The 17,937-nt window shown below is 58.8% G+C and carries 9 protein-coding genes; 2 read left to right on the forward strand and 7 right to left on the reverse strand.

What is annotated here, in order from left to right:
* Nucleotides 1-307 precede the first annotated feature (307 nt).
* Complete coding sequence (locus DQW50_RS08120) at nucleotides 308-1,570, forward strand: HEAT repeat domain-containing protein (RefSeq protein WP_112078782.1); 1,263 nt, start codon at nucleotides 308-310, stop codon at nucleotides 1,568-1,570.
* A 21-nt stretch (nucleotides 1,571-1,591) separates the two neighbouring features.
* Here the strand turns inward: DQW50_RS08120 and DQW50_RS08125 are convergent, their stop codons facing one another.
* The 7 genes from DQW50_RS08125 to DQW50_RS08155 form a co-directional block, all read right to left on the reverse strand.
* On the reverse strand, nucleotides 1,592-2,956 hold the full coding sequence (locus tag DQW50_RS08125) for a restriction endonuclease (RefSeq protein ID WP_112078783.1): 1,365 nt from the start codon (nucleotides 2,954-2,956) through the stop codon (nucleotides 1,592-1,594).
* Nucleotides 2,957-3,021: 65 nt separating this feature from the next.
* On the reverse strand, nucleotides 3,022-4,413 hold the full coding sequence (locus tag DQW50_RS08130) for an ATP-binding protein (protein WP_112078784.1): 1,392 nt from the start codon (nucleotides 4,411-4,413) through the stop codon (nucleotides 3,022-3,024).
* A gap of 154 nt (nucleotides 4,414-4,567) precedes the next feature.
* The gene (locus DQW50_RS08135; RefSeq protein WP_112078785.1) at nucleotides 4,568-8,026 is read right to left on the reverse strand and encodes an ATP-dependent DNA helicase; all 3,459 of its coding nucleotides are present in this window, start codon (nucleotides 8,024-8,026) and stop codon (nucleotides 4,568-4,570) included.
* On the reverse strand, nucleotides 8,023-8,928 hold the full coding sequence (locus DQW50_RS08140) for a PD-(D/E)XK nuclease family protein (protein ID WP_112078786.1): 906 nt from the start codon (nucleotides 8,926-8,928) through the stop codon (nucleotides 8,023-8,025). Before DQW50_RS08140 ends, DQW50_RS08135 begins: the two co-directional genes overlap by 4 nt.
* Nucleotides 8,925-10,982, reverse strand: coding sequence for a DNA helicase UvrD (locus DQW50_RS08145; RefSeq protein ID WP_198664640.1), 2,058 nt, complete (start codon nucleotides 10,980-10,982; stop codon nucleotides 8,925-8,927). The genes DQW50_RS08140 and DQW50_RS08145 overlap by 4 nt, the downstream gene beginning before the upstream one ends.
* Before the next feature lie 5 nt (nucleotides 10,983-10,987).
* Nucleotides 10,988-13,108, reverse strand: coding sequence for a phospholipase D-like domain-containing protein (locus DQW50_RS08150; protein WP_112078788.1), 2,121 nt, complete (start codon nucleotides 13,106-13,108; stop codon nucleotides 10,988-10,990).
* 63 nt (nucleotides 13,109-13,171) lie between these two features.
* Nucleotides 13,172-15,859 (reverse strand): Piwi domain-containing protein, encoded by a 2,688-nt coding sequence (locus tag DQW50_RS08155; RefSeq protein WP_112078789.1) that lies wholly within the window; start codon nucleotides 15,857-15,859, stop codon nucleotides 13,172-13,174.
* A 258-nt stretch (nucleotides 15,860-16,117) separates the two neighbouring features.
* On the opposite strand from DQW50_RS08155, the gene DQW50_RS08160 reads away from it, so the two are divergent.
* The gene (locus DQW50_RS08160; protein ID WP_112078790.1) at nucleotides 16,118-17,794 is read left to right on the forward strand and encodes an AAA family ATPase; all 1,677 of its coding nucleotides are present in this window, start codon (nucleotides 16,118-16,120) and stop codon (nucleotides 17,792-17,794) included.
* The last annotated feature ends 143 nt before the right edge of the window (nucleotides 17,795-17,937 follow it).

A 17,937-nucleotide genomic window follows, 5' to 3' on the forward strand; every position in this document is an offset into this window, starting at 1 on the left:
ATAAAGGAACCCCTCTTCGACCGATCTGATTTCATCACGCTGCGGAACGGGGGTCGCCGGTGTCATGCGATTCGCTTACATTTGAATGACACTGTGAGGACATAATACTTGGGTAGAGAGTGTAATTGGTGGCGCGCGCGAGAGACTTTGGTCGTCTTCCCGCCACTCAACTCAGCAATTCAGTGGGCCTGTCTGAACTGAAGCAAGCCAGAATCCCCTCCGGAATTAACTATCTGATCCTTCAACGGGTATAGCAGAGCCCACGTTGCGCTCCGGCCTCGGGTCAACGCAGTCTCTACGAACAAGTATGACCGGCAACGATGAACCGTCGAGTGACGGAATGGAAGAGAACTCTGACCGCGCGTTCGAAAGCGGCCACGAGGAGCGAGAAGCCCACTATCCGGACGCTGGCTACAATCTCGTTGAGATTAATCTGATGCGGCCACCGGGTGAGGCACTCGCGGCGGTCAGTCACCACCTAGCACTCTCCAGCATCACGATACCTCCAGCAACCGAATTCGAAGAGTACGTAGTGTACGACCAGTACGGTCACGCCTACGACCACGACGACCTTCAGAATCCTTTGGAAGCCGTGGACACGACCGATGTTGACGCGATGATTGACACTATCCAAACGGGCGAGAGTAAAGCGCAGCGACTGGCCTTATTCAGGCTCGCACGACTCGCTGAAGCAGATCCCAGTGCCGGTCTTACGGCTGTTCCCGTACTAACGACTGAATTACAGGGATCAGACCCGGCTATCCAGGCTGACGCTGTAACAATACTCTCGTCTGTCGCTCAAGAGCATCCTGAAGAGGTAACCCCCGCTGCTGCGGACATCATCGAATTTCTCGCTTCGGAAGCAGATCCTGACGTTCTTGCTGACGCGATTACCATCGTCGCGGAGATTGCCGATTCGAATCCCGGTGCTGTCGTCGATGCGGTACCGAAACTCGCGGCGCTCCTCCAAGATGGCTCGCCCGCTGACGCGACAGCAATCACAGCAATTCAACGCATCGCAGAAGCATACCCTGACGCTGTTGTTCCGATCACTCCGCAGCTCACCGCGTACCTCGGCGAGAGTGATGAGTCACACCGGATCGGTGCGCTCGCCATCCTCGGAACATTCTCGAAGGACTACCCCAACGTCGCTGAAGACACGATCCCAACGGCAATCGAATTACTTGACGCGGATCACTACAAACTTCGCGCGAATGCAGCCGGTCTGTTGGCAGACCTGGCTGACGCATACCCTGATCAGGTCGAGCCGGTGGTCCCACGGGCAATCGAGCTGTTGGACGACTCTGATGAGAAGGCACGGTACAACGCGACATCGATCCTCGCACGAATCGCTAAAGCAGATCCGGATGCCGTCGAACCCGCAATCGAACCGTTGATCGACGCATTAGACGAGGACTTCGCGTACGCCCGGTCCAATGCCTGCTGGGCACTCGGCTACCTCGCAGCCGAAGACGCACTGGAGCGGTTACGAGACATCGAGGAAACAGATCCAAACGAGGAGGTACGACACGCTGCGTCGGTCGCAATCGACGAAATTGAGGAGCGGTAGCGAACCGGCCACGAGGACCTGTTAGAGGCCACCGATGCTGACGAGTATCCCGAGCAAGACGAGTACGACGATAACGACTGTGCCGACGGTGAGCGGCGTGTTTTCCATCGCTTTCTCGTAGAATGGCATGGCTTCGTACTGTTCGCGGAACGCGTCTCGGTTCGCCTCGTCGTAGAAGTACTTCGTTTTGAACGCGAAGCGCTCGGTCACCGCGCACCCGGTACAGACCGGTGTGTCCTCTAATCGCTCGGTTTTGATGTGCGAGTCACAGTTGATACTTCCGCAGTTCGCACAGTACGTGTAGGCGTTGTCGGTGCCTGTTGTGTCGCAGTGGACGCACTGGTGGATTCCGTCTTCGCTCGCTACGCGTGATGGTCCTGCTGCGAAATACTCGTACGGATACGAGTACTCCTGTAGGTCAGTCGTGTGCCGAACCTGCGGCAGGTACACCGGTTCGATTGACTGTACTGAGATGTCGGATCGATTCGGTTCACACGTTTTCGTGTACGTGACGTTGTTGTCTCCGGTGTAGGAGACGGTCGTCGTGTGATGGTCTTTGAGACGGTCAACGGCCCAGTCTTTGTATTCGGTCTGGGTTTGCCCGAACCGCCGATCTTCAACTGCATCGAACGAACTCTCGAACCGGTCCGCGTCGAGATCAACAGTCGCGTGGAGGTTCTCCAACACGAGGGTCGAAACATCATCTGACGCAGCTTGGGGGCGTCCGCGTTCGGCGTGGACGACGAACTGGGACCGTTCGTTGATCCGGTGAATCACGCCAACCGACGTTTCAAAGACTGCGTTCGTATCCGCAGTCACGGCGACGACTGGTCGGAACGTGACGGTGGAATACGGCGCGGGAAGATTCGATGACTGGATGTTTTCGATGTCTTGGAATGCTTCTTTGACAGGCGCAGTCACCGACGTCGCTGGGTCATGCGGTCGGAGCGTTTCGTCGCACAGGATCTCGATTCGACCGTTGTAGAGGTCAAGTCCGATTTCGTCAGCGATCTCACGGAGGTCTTCACCGTCAACGAGTTCAATCGGATACGGGTCATCATTCCGCTGGAGTCGCTGAGCATACTCGAGAGCCGGATTAGTGAATCGACCAGTCGTGACCACCATCCCACGCTTCGGTCCGTCGAACTCGAAGGTCGCAATCGCCGAGTGAAGTTTCTGCACCACCGGTCGCCCGACAGTTCCTGTGTGCTTACACTCGACAACGATGGCTCGGCGAGTCCCGTCCACGACCTCTTCCATGAGGATGTCGCGTCCTTCGTCAGCCGTCCGTTCTGCTTGTCGAACGTTCTCGTAGCCGAGATTCCGGAACACATCCTCGATAACGTCCTCGAACTCGAATCCGGAGAGATCGTCCAGAACAGCCATTTTTGATGTTTTTATTTGTTGGTTGTTCGTCGTATATACGTTCCCTTGGATTAGTAGCGAAGCATTCAGGACGGCGTGAGTAGGTCGTCGATGTCCGCTACGCTGAACAGGGACCACGAGTCGTCGAGTTGTGCTTCGAGTCCGTCGACGAACCCGTTTTTCGAGAACAGGGCGAACTGCTCGTCTCGATCCGACGGTCCCCATCGGACGTTCTCCGCCTTTGCTCGCAGGCTCTCGACGAGGTCTTCCCCGACCGGATCCGTCGTCCACTTACATTCGGCGAGGAGGACTCGGTCGTCATTCGGTGCCAGCCCGACGATATCGATCTCCTCTTCTCCGTACCACCAGCGACCGACTTCGGAGTACGGTTCGAATGCACCGCGTCGAATCCCTTCCCAGACGGCTTCTTGGCATACGTCCTCGAACGTGGTTGCGACGTGCGTTGGGAGGTCCGGTTCAATCGTCCCCTCGTACACGATTTCCGGTGCTTCCTCGATACTGGATCGATGCGGCTCGACATACCGAAACCAGAACCGAAGGAACTCGTCCGCAACTCGGTACCGTGACCGCTTCGATTTCTTCCCCGAGGCCGTGACTGGGACATCTCGTTCGATGAGGCGGAGGCGGCGAAGTGTCTGTAGGTACTTCGAGAGCGGTCCCGGATCGATCCCTGTTGTGCCGGAGATCTCGTTCGGTGTCGTATGGCCCAGTGCGACTGCTTCGAGGATGCTCATATACCGGGCTGGGTTTCGGAGCTCGGTGCGCAGGAGGAACTCGGGTTCATTATACAGTACCGCAGATGGTGATAGGACGTGTGATCGAATGTTCGCCGCGAGCGACTGGTCGTAGTCGAACAGCGTGAGGTACATCGGGGTGCCACCTGTGACGGCATACGAGCGAATCGCGTCCGTGATGTCGTATGAGATGACCTCTCGTGCCTGTTGAAAGGAGAACGGCGTTACGTCGAGTTGGGCCGTTCGTCGCCCGTACAGTGGGCTCTCGTGCCCCAGGATCTCTGACTCCATCGTGCTCACGCTCGACCCACAGAGCACCAGCATCGAGTCCGTTCCGTCGAGCGCCTGGTCAACGAATGCTTGCATGTACGATGGGAGCGAGTCGTTCTCTTCGACGAGATACGGGAACTCGTCGATGACGACGACAAGGTCCTCCCGCTGGAAGTTCTCCCCGAGGTATTCGAACGCTTCGTCCCAACTGTCGATTCTGGGGACGCGCTCGTCGAAGTAGTCCGCAACTTGGTCGAGGAACTTCTCGCGCTGTCGATGCTCGGCTTCCTGCGCGGCAAGGAAGTACATGTGGGGACGATCAGCACAGAATTCTTTGAGGAGTTCCGTTTTCCCGACCCGACGCCGGCCATAGACGACAACGAAGTCCGAACCGGGGGACTCCACCGCACCCGTGAGTGTATCGAGTTCTTCCTCCCGGTCGTAGAAGGTCATACTTAGGATAATGATTACTGCGATAATGACTTAAGAATTCGGGTAGCCACTGGAGTGATTCTCACACTGCAACCAAGACACCGAACCTGACGAGGGATACAGGCGAGATGGGAACTGGATCTACGGGAAATTGTTTTCGCGTGGTGTCGACGATTCACTCCTCGAACCCGGGACCGACGGTAAACGAGGCCGGCGCGCAGGGAAGTTGGTTGTGCTGACACCACCGGCAGTGCTCACCCGCAGTGTACCGACTGAACGAGAACTCGGCAATATCGTTCATCGACGACGTCACGTCATCTCTGACTGCTTCCAGGTCACTATCGCTGAACGTTCGGGATTCGACTTTCGGCCCGATGTCACCAACATAAGCGTATCCCGCACGTGCGACAGGCTCATCGTACAGGTCACGGCACGCTAACAGGTAGATCGGGAGTTGCTTGTCGTCCTCCAAGTCGCGGTGACGTTCGGTCGCCTTGTAGTCGATGACGACCAGTTCGTCGTCAGGCGTCCGGTAGACGGCGTCGATGTAGCCGACGAGTTCGTGCCCATCGATAGTGAGTTCGAACTCTCGCTCCGCGTCGATGATCTCGTAACTGGGGAGATCTAACTCGAAGTACCGGTCGATGCACTGTTTTGCCGCCGGGAGCGCGTCCTCAGCGCGGCGCTGACTGGCGAGTCGCTCGCAGATCTCGTACCACTCCTCACGACGTTCCACCCCTTGATTCGCGGCTTGCTCAGCGGTGTCGTGGAACAGCAATCCGATCTCACGTTGCGATACACCTTCCTTCACATCGCCCGTGGCCGCAGTCTCCTGATAGTCAGGGAACGCGTTGACCACGTAGTCCAGATAGTGACTCCGCGGGCATTCCTCATAGGCCGCCAGCGACGTGTAGCTGTGAGAGAGCGATGGCGACGGTGTCGACGGGCCAGTCAGCGACCCAACCTGGAGGATTTCCCGCTCGGCTCTCGGTGAAAGACTCCCATCCAGAGTGGCCGTTGCCAGGTTTAGCACACGGTCGCGCGCAACCCCAACCGCGAGCTCTTCCCCATCGTGCCTGACAGTACCGCCGATATTTCCGACGGTCTCGCTGGCCAGCGTGTTCGTCCAGTCTACTGCGTCGTCCGGGAGACACTCTTGAACGTCGGTCCAGAGTGGGAGCTGTCCACGCTCCGGCTGCCATGGGATTCGAGATGGGAGGATTTCGTCAACCAGCTCTGAAACAGCGTTCTCGTCCGCAGCATCGTCGTCTTCCTCGCTGCCACCCTGCAGGACGAGGATGTCCTCGGCTCGCGTGATCCCGACGTGGAACACACGGCGGGTTTCACGAGCATCACGCTCGACGAAGTCCTGCGCGAACGCCGCCTCTGCGCCATCCGAGAGCCCCGTTTCGAGTGCGTCGTAGGTACGTGAGCTCGGTGCCCACTCGTCGGCTGTAACTTGCGGGGTGAGGACGACCGGGAAGTCTAGGCCTTTGCTCTTGTGGATGGTCATCACGTTGACCGCGTCGTCGGCGACGTCCGGCTGACTCGTCGGTGTCGAGCCGCTCTCGTCGAACAGGGAGTCGTAGTGTTCGAGCGAGTTGATGAACTCTGGGGTGAGCGGTGGTTGGACAGCACTGTCACCGTATTGTTCGATGACATCCTCCAGCTGGGCGAGATCCCGGCGCTCCTGTTCGCTGAGGTACCACTCGATGTTCGTGATGTCCGTGAGTTCGCGGTACAGGTGACTGAGCGACGCCGAGTCACGGATGGCGAGGAGCTCTGTGACGTGTTCGCGGGCTTCTGCGACGCGGTCGGGTTCCTCGAACTCGTCGAGCGGTGTCTCGCGCAGCGTGTCCACGAGCGAGTCGTCGCCCGCGTTGAGCGTACGGAGATCCGCATCACAGAGCCGGTACCGCATCAGGAGGACGCGATTCCAACTCACCTCGTCTTCGGGCCGCGCGAGCGCCTTCAGGTAGGCAGTCACGGTGCCGACACCGACTGATTCCGTCGCCAGATCACCAGCAACCTGGTACGGGATGCCGGCATCCTCGAACTCCTCGATGACCGGCGTCGCGTGGTCGTTCTTCCGGACAAGCAGGGCTATGTCGCCCGGGTCGTACGCCTCGTCGAGGTTGTCTGCTACGCCGCTCAGAAGATTCTGGACGACGGTGCGAAGCTGGGTCGCGCCGTCCGCATCGTCCTCATCCGGCAGTTCGACGGTTGCGACGGTGTCGCCGTCGTACGCAGGTTCGTCGACGCGTTTCAGTGTCTTGTGTCGTTCGCGGTGATCGAGCTTCTGAATTGCTTCGTTCGCCAGGTTGAGGATCGGCTGTCGGGACCGGAAGTTCTCTTCTAACGGTTCATCTTCGAGTGCGGCGAATGCGCGGTCGAGTTCGTCAGTGATGTTGGCGACGTTCGCGCCACGCCACTCGTAGATCGCCTGATCGTCGTCACCAACGACGAACAGGTTGTCGTCGGTGACGAGGGACGTGACGAGATCGAACTGCAGCCGGTCGGTGTCCTGGAACTCGTCACAGAATACGTAGTCCCACCGGTCGGATATCTCTTCGCCGACCGGCGAGTCCATCAGTGCGGCCGTTTCCACGACGAGGCCGTCGAAGTCTATCAGGTTCCGCTCGTCAAGTTCACGCTCATACGCCGCATAGCCCGCCGTCAGGTCACGGGCCGTGAGACAGTCCGAGAGGAACGAGTCGAGATGGTCCGTGAGTTCGAGGTCGAGATCGTCCGGAATCCCCTTCGGCGCACCGTTCGCGTACCCTCCGAGTAGGTACTTCGGAAGCTTGTACGCGTTGTCCGGCAACGCTTGGTCGCCCGCCTCGTGGGCTTCGAACGCGGATTCGAGCGCGTCACAAAGCTCGATGATGCGGTCGAGGAAGTCGCGTGCGCTGGCTTCGATACCATGGGTACCGAGTGCGTCGCGCTCAGCGACAAGGTCAGCACGCGCGTCTGGGAGCGAGTCTAGTACGCTCGATACGGACTGGCCACCCAGATGGTCGCTGGCGATGTTCTCGACGCGCTCGCCGAGGTCGGCGAGTTCGTAGACGCGGTCAGCCGGTCCGAGGAAGGTATCGATCTCGTCGGGCGTGATGCCGCTGCGTTTCATCGACCCGATGAAGTTGAGCAGCGTCGACGCGGCCCCTGACACGTACCCGTCGCTCCCGTACACATTGGGTTTCACAGACCGGTATTCGATGTCGTCCAGGACGTCCAGAACGATGGCGTACTTTTCGGCGTCCGTGGCGACCTCGAAATCCGGATCGATTCCCGCCTCGTACGCGTAGTCGGTGAGGATCTCGTTACAGATGGAGTGGTACGTGTACGCGTCGATGTCGTACCCGGCCGCGCCGAGTTTCGCGTTGAGTTTCTCACGCATTGAGTCCGCGGCGTTGTTCGTGAACGTCAACGCGAGAATCCGGTCGGGGGACACGTCTTCCTCGTCGATGAGGTGCTCGATTTTGCGCACCATTGTGAACGTCTTCCCCGTCCCTGCCCCGGCGAGCACGCGCATCGGGTACGCGTCGGAGTTGATGATCTCTCGTTGCTGGGGCTCCGGCGACACATCTTCCTCCGGAACTGGGAACCACGACGGGTGCTCCGTCTCGTCGCTCATCGTCGCACCTCCGTCGACAAGCGGTCAGCACACATCTCTCGATAGTCACAGTCCGGGCACGCCTCCTCAGTAATAAGGTCGAACGGCTCCGGCTCGTAGGCCTCACCTGTGATGCCGTCGTGCGCGGCACGGATGAGCTCCCAGATCGTGTCGTGGTGCTCCGCGTAGATCTCCGTGGTTTCTCGTGGATATCCACGAGCAGACACCTCGTACCCGGTTGGAGTGCTCTCGAACGACGTGCTGTTGAGCAAGCCGTAGAAACTGAACCGAACCGTCATCCCGTCCTCGTAGAACGGTTCGTTCTTCACACCCTCGATGTACGTCGCCGTCTGGAACGCGTTCCGCACACGCTTTGGCTCGTGCGCCTCTCCGTCGCGGTGCTCGCCGAGATACTCGGCTGTCCCGGACGAAAGGACACCGCTCGTGTTCCGCTTGTAATCGAATACGTGGAGCCCCTCGTCCGTCCGAACGACGTTGTCAGCTTTCCCGTGGAGGCCGCGGCCATCGCGTTCGCATTCCACCCAGCACTCCGTGGCGACCGAGTGACGCGCGTGCTCGATCCCGTCACCACCATCCGGGTCAAAGAACGCCTCGACGGCAGCCCGGTTCTCACGGCGCTGGTACTCCTGATGCGCGTCGGATTCGTAGTCGTCGGAGTTGCTGTGTTCCGCCCACTTCGCCGCAAAAACATCCATCGCGCGGTCGTGAATCGTCTCTGCATCAGCATCACGGTCAGTCGCATCACACACGTCCTCGATAGTCTCGTGGTAGATCGTCCCTTGGTTGAGATACAGCTCCGTACGATCCGGTGTGTTCACATCCTGTACGTACCGGTAATCGTACAACCGCGGACACGTCGCGTAGTTCGCCAACCGCGACGGGGAGAGCGATTCCGAGCTCATCGCCGCACCTCCCCGGTAGCGAACTCGACACGCGCACGCAACGCCTTGCGGAGCTCCTCTCCACGCGCCCCGCTCTTATCGAGCACGTCCTGAATCTCCCCGAGTTCCGCTTCGACCTCATCGAGCGACACCGTCACGTCCTGACTGTTCGCGCGCCGCACCTCCGCAAGCGCGTCGTCGACCCGCGACAGCAGGTACTGCTCCGCCGCTTGCTCGCTCGTAACCTGTGGCTCATCGGCCTCGGTCACCCACGGAAGATCCGCATACGCCGCTGTGAGAAACCGCGACGCCTGCGCGCGCTCTTCGAGCGCCGTGTCTTCGTACTCGTAGAGACAACAGTAGAGCCGCTCCGCCGCCGCACCCGCACCGACAGCCAACCGTCGCCGCGCGTGCTCCGCGTGGTACTGCGCGAACGGTCGTCCTGACGCCGTCGACGTCGTCGGGAACGTCGCATCCACATCTGCTCCATCCAGTTCCGTAACACCAGGGTAGTCCAGCATCGACGCGACTCGCTCGCTCGGGAACAACCGTGTCAGGAACGGGTCGCCCGGGTACTCGCTGTCGACGAGATTCACGAGGAACACCGCGCGGAACGACTCGTTCTTAATCGCTTGCAAGTGATCGACGCGGACCCCTCCGTCGAGGTCCGTCGCACTCGTCTGATTCTGCTGTGGTGCGTACTCGTGAGCGCGTTCGAGCATCTGCTTGAACGACTCCCACGTCGCATCCACGAACTCGGTCTCTTCGAGGAACTCGGCCATCCGGAACGCCCGTCGGACGTTCCCGAACTGCGCCCGTGCATCCAACGGGGCCGCCCGTTCCGCGATCCGCTCTTTCAACCCAGCGTCCGTCGCCCACCAGTGAATCGCGTCTCCGAGGCCGTCCGTCTCGCTGACTCGGTCCAAGCGGTCCGTATCGAGTTCCGGACCGTGGTCGGGTCCATCATCTTCATCGTCAGCGAGATACCGAACAGCCGAGAGGAGTTCCCGAATCGCAGGATCGTCACCGAACCCGGTGACGGTTGTCGATTCCGTCGGAATCCCGGTGCCTTCGAACGCTTCGATAGCGTCCGTCACAGCACTCCCGCTTTGCTTCGTGGCGACAGCAATGTCGTCGTACCTCCAGTTCGGCTGCGCGACGAGGTCTTCGATCTCGTTCGCAATCTCAGCGAGCTGTTCGTCACCGGAGTCTGTAGCAAGGACGGACACCGACCCAGCTCCCGGATCTTCCGGGACCGTTTCGTCGGCGAAATAGGCTGCCGTCGCGGCTGGTCGCGTCGACGGCGTCCCCGATGCCCCACGTCGAGACTCGCTGAACGAGACGTAGTCCGTAACAGGTCCGGTCTCGACCCAGGTGCGGCGCACACTCGCATTCTCCTCGGCAACACAGACGAGCTCGCAGTCTCCCGCGAGCGCGTCGAGATACGCGCGATCAAGCGGGAAGAACTCCTCGAACTCGACTGCGAGCACCGCGTCGAAATCAACGACATCGTCGCGGGCATCCCCAGTGAGGACATCGAGCGCTTCCGAGATGAGTTGCCCGCGCTCCATGTGCCCGTGCTCGGCGAGCCACTCGTGGAACGCGTCAAGCGCAGCCGTGATGTCACGGAGTTCCGGAGTATCGTCAGGCGTGACCATCTGCCAGGAGATCGTGCCCATCACGGCATCCACGTCCTCAATGAACGACGGTTGCGCAGACGCCCGTTGGAGGTACTCCGTGTCCCACTCGTAGTCTTCGAGGAACCGGTACAGGAGTTCCCGCCGTAGGGCGTCGGAGAGAATGACGCGGTCATCGGTCTGGTTGAGGACATCGGTCGCGTGCACCACCGACGATGTCACGTATGGGGTCGCCGCACCCGGCAGTTCCTCACCTAACGCTTCACGGAACGTATCTGCGCTCGTCGGCGCACCGGTGATGACGAGCACATCCTCAGAATCGTGCTCGTCGAGAAGCATTCGGTATTCGTTTCGCGCTGTCCGTTCGACGTTTTCGCCCCCGAACGGTACCCTGACTAATGTCCCGTTGAACTGCCGGTGAGATGAGTGATCAGACATATCTATTACCCTCGGACGAGCCGCGTGACCCGAGACAGCACACCGGTGTTGTCAGCGGCTGTCTCGGTATCGCGTCGTGCATCTTCAATCACACTGGGCTCATCAATCCAATTCTGGAACCTGTTCGCGCTTTCAAACTGAACCGCCGGCCCGTAAATACCCGCCCGGATATGGGCTGGCGTGGCCTTCTGGAACTCCCAGCATTGCTGCTGGTCCAGATGTGCCGAGAAATCAGCGACAATCCGCCCGTCATCCTTGAAGTCGAGTTCACACAGCCCGTCGGACAGCGCACTGATCCACTTCCGACGCCCCGGATCGTGCTTCTGCTCGGCGGGTGTCTCTAGCGGCACGTACTCCGGCGGTTCCTTCTCGGCATACGCGTACAGCTCCGCGAACACGTCCCGAGCATCCGCGAGCCGATCCGACTGGTCCGGAAGCGAGATATCCCGCTGCAAGAACAGGTGAGCGAACCACGGGAACAGGTTACAACTGTCTGCCTGCCCCGCGATTTGCGCGGCGGCTTCGCGTTCGTCCTTCTTCAGTTCGGAGAAGTTAACGTTGAAATCCAGTGTCTTCATCCGAGTGCGGAGTTCGGATTTCGGCTTCGTGGAATCGTTCGAGGAAAAAATGAACGTCGGCATCTGGATAGACCCATCCCACTTCCCCTCCCAGTACGACTTGATGATGTCCCGGTCGATTTTCGACTTTGCCACGTCGTCAACGATGTACGGGAAAACGGTGTCCGACGCACGAGCTCGCTCGATGTTGTTTTTGACGAAGTCGTCCCCGGTCGTGACTTCCTGCACGTACCCGTTCGAGATGAGACGCGTCCCGAACCGCAGGAACATGCCTTTCCCGCTGTCATTGTCACCGTGGAGGAACAGGAACGGTAGATCCTTGTCCAGCTCTGCGGACTCGTATTCCGCGTAGTGATGGGCACAGTAGTTAGCGAACGGAGCCCAGCAGAAGTAGATAATTCCCTCGTAGAAATGTGCCCGCGTCTCCTTTGGCGTTCGCGTTTCACCGAACTCGCCGACAGTCTCGATGTACTGCTCGATCAGGTCGAGTGCGTCAGCGACTTCCTGCGGATCGTCCAGCAGTGATGCTGTTAGTTCAAGGACGGAGTCGTCAACCCGCAACCCGACCGTCTTCTCCTCCCTGTCGACGTTGAGGTCTGGATACCCTGTGAAGGTCTCTTTGTACCGCGCGATGCCGGCGGGTGTCGCTACGATTTCGCCGTCATTGATCCGGATGTTATTGGCAGACAGCGTGTCGTCCAGATTCGAGATTGCGTCTTCGAGGCCCTGTGGGGAGAGGCGGACACGCTTGTCCGGACTGATTTCGGTTGGATCGGTGTCTGTATCTTCAGCGGCGAACACCGCTTTCTCTGCTTCTTCGGCGTCGGTGACGACGTTGTACGTATTGACCTGGTCGTCGTCAACTGCTTCGTCGAGCCGGGCGTTCAGCTCGGCGACCGGGTCGTCACTGAACTCGTCGCCACCCAGCCAGATATCGTAGATCTTCGCCTCTTCCTCTGCCGTTTCGGCGTCCTCAATCTCCTCGGTAAGATCCTCCATGAACGGCGTCGCGTAGTCCTTGTGGAACGCGTACAGCCGTTCGAACCACTCGTCGACAGGCGTGTCCCCATCGGTACGCCAGGCGATGTTGACGTTGGTTTGCTTGCTCCCCTGCCAGGCCTGCTTGGAGAGGTTTGCCGACCCACAGATGAGTGTACGAGACCCGTCCTGGTTCTCGACGATGTAGAGTTTCGTGTGAAGCAAGACGCGCGCGGAATCGACAGTGTGGATGAGCAGATCACCGTCTTGGCGCAGCGATTCCAGTTGCGCGGCGATTTTCTTTGCGTTGCTCGTGTTCTTCAGCGAGCGCCGGTAGTCGTCGTGCTGGTTGTCCCCGACGATGACCTCCAGTGAGTCCACTGCGAGATCCTGATTCTGAAACATCTTGTAGATGAACGCCGGGGACTGACTGTACGTGACGCAGTAGACGTGCTGGGCGTCACCGAAGTAGTTCAGGAAACTATCCCATGATTTGTCGGCAGCCATCTCCAGATCGGCGGTGCTGCCGTCATCGAACTCGACCGTTGCTTCGAACTCAGTCTTAGTCATGCGAGGGTCACCGGTGTGTTGACGGGTACGTGAGTGGTTGCGTGGGGCTGTGCTGGCGCATGGTCAGATGTACGGGACGCCGCGGATGACGCTGCCTTTGGTGAGGTAGCCCTTCATGGCGAAATCGGCGCACTTGTCGGCGTAGTACGTGGTGATGGGGAGCCGGGTGGACCGGCTCAGCGACCCGACGTGTGCTTCCGACAGCCAGTAGGTTTGCTCCGCGAGCGTGTCGAGATCCGTTGACCCGTGGCGTTTCACGATCTGCAGCGGTCGCGGCGTGCCAGGGCTGCCCTCCTTCCCGCCGGTCGTGGTCAGGTAGGAGTGCTCGCCGTTGTGGACGTGGAAGGCGACGCCTTTGTCCGCGATATCGAATCGTGATTTCGATTCGTCGTACGCGGCGATGCGGGGGTTCCCGGATTTCCGGATCTCGACGAGGTCGAACCGCTGGATGAGATCCCGGGCTTTGTCGAGACGGTTGATGAGGTTCTCGACGTCAAGGTAGAACTTCCCGTCACGATGAATCACGATGTGCCGCGGTGGCCGGCCTTCCTCTTCGGCGAAGATTTCGAGGACATGTTTGATGACGTTCGCCACGTCGTCCTCGTCGAACGTCTCACCAGCCTGCTTCGTGACGGCTTCGGACGCGAGGATGGTTCCGTCGGCCATGATGACGTTCGCAGCCGCACCGAGGTGTTGCTTGGTCGCGTGGTCGTAGGTCACGTCGAGCCCGACGAACGCGTCAACGCCCCCGGGAACGTCGTCGATCCGCCACGGCACCCCGCCCGCTTTCCCGATAAGGGACGAGCAGATATTCCCGCCGTAGTTGTCGTTACCGAGGTTGTCGACGGCGATCATCTGACTCGGCACGCCGAGTTGTCCGAGCCGACGCTTAAACTCGGGATACGGATCGTCGTAGTCCGCTTCTGCAGCCTCGTCTTCGTCCGGCACGACGATCAGTGCCGCATCGTAGTCACTCGCTTTCTGCGCGGGCTGGGAGTAGTGGAACTCCGAGCCGAGTTCGTAGGTGTCGCGGTCGAACGCTGTCGGGCTCGCATCGTAGTCTGCGAGCTTGTTGAGCAGCGATAGCACGTATGGCCGTGCGTCATCCTCGTCGTCTTCGGGATACAGCGCGATGATGTCGAACGACTCTGGTGACTTGTACACGCCGTAGCCGTTCCGTTCCAGCCCGCCAGCCCCGTAGTACCCTGTCTGTCCGTCACCGAACCGCAGGTTCGGGATATTCCGCGTCTTGTGTTCTCGGTACCCGGCGTTCGTGGGTTGGGGGGTTGGGTCGAAGTTGAAGTACGGTGTCGGACCGAGCAGGTCGACGAACGACGTGACGACGTTGAACCGTTCCTCGGGTTTCATCCGGCTCTCATTGTGGATGACGTCCAGGAACGCGTCATCGACGCGACCCAACTGCTCGAACGTCGGGATAACCTTACAGTATTTCAAGAGCTGCGGGAAGATCGAATCCTCGCCGCTCCCGTACTGTAGATCAGCGATGATCGGATCGCCGGCTCGCATCGAGTCGATGACGTCCTGATCGACGTGTTTCTCGTGATACTCTGACATCGGGACGCCCGGCCCGTCCAGCACATCATCGTAGTCCATGTCGATGATCTCCTGAACCGTCGCCGTGCGCGCACTGTCGTACAGATCCGTATCGTGTTCAACGGTCACATCGGCGATGTCCTGTCCGCGTTGTACCCACTCGGCGGCGGAGAACGTCGATTCCAGATGATACGCGACGTTCACACCGCAAATCACGGTCCCGTCAGCATCGACGCGAACCCGGCACTTGTACTTCCGATAGGCTTCGAACAACCCGCTGTTCGCGGTTCGCTGCGGGGTGGGCTCGATGATCGAATCAATCCCCGACACCTCGAAGCGACCGGCAACGGCTCGTTTCACGTCCTGCTTGACGAACTCTTGGAGCGGCCCGTCATCCGTGTACGAACGCGCTTCCAGTGTTGTTTCGCCCTGATGTACTGGCTTGACCGTATACCCGTGAATTGAGATCGGATCGTTGAGTTTCTCGGTCGCGTAGATACGCCGCCGCGACGCATCAGCCGTCGTCACGGGGCTCCTGATGCGTGACTGGTAGTAGTTCGCCGCCTTCGCCGAGAACCCCTCAATCCCGTTCGTGAAATCGTCAGGGTCGATCCCGCCACTCCCAGTTGCCTGGAGTTCGTACTCGTGGACTGTGAGCTTCGGTAATTTTCCGAGTTCGAACTGCAGCAGGTAGTTCCCGTCTGAGAGCGGCTGTTGATGCAGGAGCTCGCCGCCTCCATCAGCCGTCGGCCGCGAATTACCATCCACCTCGCTTCCGCGAACGAACTCTCCAGTATCGGACGCATCCGATGTTGCCGCGGCAGTCCCACTCGACTCTTTCCCCTCTGACTGCTTGACTGGTTCTTCCGCGGGGTCACTTTCGGCTAACTCGTCGTTCTCGGCAGCGGCTGGAGCGTCGTCTAACAGCGTGACAGTGAGGTCATACCCCGGGTTGAGTTGCATCTCCCCCTGGAACTCGTTCCCGACGACGTTCTCTAGGAAATACCACTCCCCGATCTGCCAGTCGAACTCCGCGACATCGTTGTTGTGGAATACTGTCAGATCTACCGCTGCGCCGTCGACATCCTCCAATTGGATTTTCCGAGCGATGGCATCGTGCTCCCACTCGTCAATCCCCGTGACGCGCAGCGCGATGTCGATCTCTTTCCCATCCTCGATATCAGCCTTGACTGCCATCTACGCCGACCAACGGACGCCCAGAATAAATAGGTTTCCACTAGACGAATCTCAAACACGGTAACTCAATTTTAGAGGTAACACACTCCAAGAAAACACGCCTGGCGCGCCAATAAGGCACTTCTGAGATAGCATCGAACGACGCCGAGGGCTGGAAATCTGCCACACTGGGCTTGATTGACAGCAGGATTACAGTAGAATCTGAATAGCGACATCGAGATGCGTGAATATTTGTACTAGCCTATAATAATCGATTGTATGCTTGGGACAGGGAGCGCAGAAGAGTTCATTGACGACGCTGAACACCACAACCAGTGGTGGAGTGACGGCACGTCTCCAGAACTTTCGCAAGCCACAGACCTTACTCCTCGATCTGATTTCCACCGTGTTCTCAAAACGACGAATACCCACTACACTGACGATGTCGAGAGTCTCGTCTACGCAATTCACGGCCAGACCGGCATCGGTAAAACCACCCTTCTCCACCAACTCGTCGCAGCGCTCCTCAACACGACCGACTTCCCACACCAAAACACAGACCTCGAACTCACTTCTGCAATCGAACCGCGGCAAATCCTCTACATCCCCTTAGAAGACTCCCTATATCAACTCGAACGCGCAGGCGATGATATCAAACGCCTCAACCAGGTCATCGACTACTTCCAGACCCACGTCGCACCCCGGCAAGGACAAAAGTTCATCCTCCTTGACGATGTCCAAGCCCTTGACCTCGACGAGGATCAGAAAGCGGAGCTACTTGATCTCGTTGACGAGAACACGTACGTATTCCTGACCGGAATCGTCGAATCTCAAGTCGATCTCTCCACTACCGAATCCTCCGACACCGTCGAGGGATTCGAACTGTGGCCGCTCCTCCCGATGAAATTCATCGACACCGCTCAAATCGGCGCAGGTCTCGGCGTCGATCTCGATGACGAATTCCGAACCCGACTCGAACAATACCAATCATCAGACTTAGACGGGCCATCGCCGATTAAGACGATTCGAGCCGGGCTGTCCAGAAGAGATTCCGAAACCAGTCTCGACACTGCTGTTGAAACACTCTCAGAACTCTGCTTCGATACCTTCGAAGCGGACGACCGAGACAATCTTCACGACGCCGCGCGCGCATACCTGCGCACAGGTGGTACTCTCCATCAGACAGACGACCCATCGATCCGGAACGAACTCTCCAAATCCCACTTCCTCCTTTTTCTCTACAAGGAACTCGCCAAGTACCGATCAATCCAACAACCCGAAAACCTCCACCGCCTCAGTTCCATCGCCGCCACCAACGCCGGTGAAGAACTCCAGTACACTGATCTCAGCGATCAAGTCGGCGTCGACAGGCGAACCGTCGACAACTACCTCGACGTACTCGATGAAGGTATCGCTGTCACCGAATCACAAGACTACTCCCTGCGACGCTATCGCCGCACCCGATTGTACCTCCGTAACCCACGTCACCTTGTCCTCCTCTCACAACGACAGGAACACCACGGCTTCGAAGGCTACGAACAGCAAGACACCCTCAACCACGAATTCGAGTACAAACTCGCCCGTACCGTCGCTTTCGACCACGCCAAACGCCTCGCATACACCGTCGGAGCATACGACGTCGAATACACCGAAACCGAATCCGGCCTCGTTGACTACATCCTCCACCGCAACGGGGATGTCCTTCCATTCATCTTCTCCTACCATCCACACACTGGCAACGCCGAAACAATTGCCAAAGACTTCGACCCCAACTCCGGCCAACACACCGAATCCGACAGTGAAGACCTCCAAGACTTGGATTACCAGGCACCGTACCGGTTCGTCATCACCGACAGCCTTCCGAAGAAAGTTAGAGAAAGTGGGTCATTAGTTATTGAGTACGATGATGTCCGTATTTGTTATCTCCCTTTCTGGCTATTTTTACTTATCTGCTGACATTTGTAGGATTTAGTACGCCCTCAGAATTACGCACACCGAGTATTATGTTGGCAGCTGATGGAGGGCAAAGTACTTATTCCGAATGGGCTCTGGTGAATCGCCAGAAGGCGTTTGATTTCACTGGTTTACGGCTCGCTTGA

This window comes from Halorubrum sp. 48-1-W (genome assembly GCF_003287355.1).
Classification (GTDB): Archaea; Halobacteriota; Halobacteria; order Halobacteriales; family Haloferacaceae; genus Halorubrum.

Coding starts and splice junctions, on each gene's coding strand:
- DQW50_RS08120 (WP_112078782.1), top strand. CDS start 308: ATGACCGGCAACGATGAACCGTCGAGTGACGGAATGGAAGAGAACTCT.
- DQW50_RS08125 (WP_112078783.1), bottom strand. CDS start 2,956: ATGGCTGTTCTGGACGATCTCTCCGGATTCGAGTTCGAGGACGTTATC.
- DQW50_RS08130 (WP_112078784.1), bottom strand. CDS start 4,413: ATGACCTTCTACGACCGGGAGGAAGAACTCGATACACTCACGGGTGCG.
- DQW50_RS08135 (WP_112078785.1), bottom strand. CDS start 8,026: ATGAGCGACGAGACGGAGCACCCGTCGTGGTTCCCAGTTCCGGAGGAA.
- DQW50_RS08140 (WP_112078786.1), bottom strand. CDS start 8,928: ATGAGCTCGGAATCGCTCTCCCCGTCGCGGTTGGCGAACTACGCGACG.
- DQW50_RS08145 (WP_198664640.1), bottom strand. CDS start 10,982: ATGTCTGATCACTCATCTCACCGGCAGTTCAACGGGACATTAGTCAGG.
- DQW50_RS08150 (WP_112078788.1), bottom strand. CDS start 13,108: ATGACTAAGACTGAGTTCGAAGCAACGGTCGAGTTCGATGACGGCAGC.
- DQW50_RS08155 (WP_112078789.1), bottom strand. CDS start 15,859: ATGGCAGTCAAGGCTGATATCGAGGATGGGAAAGAGATCGACATCGCG.
- DQW50_RS08160 (WP_112078790.1), top strand. CDS start 16,118: ATGCTTGGGACAGGGAGCGCAGAAGAGTTCATTGACGACGCTGAACAC.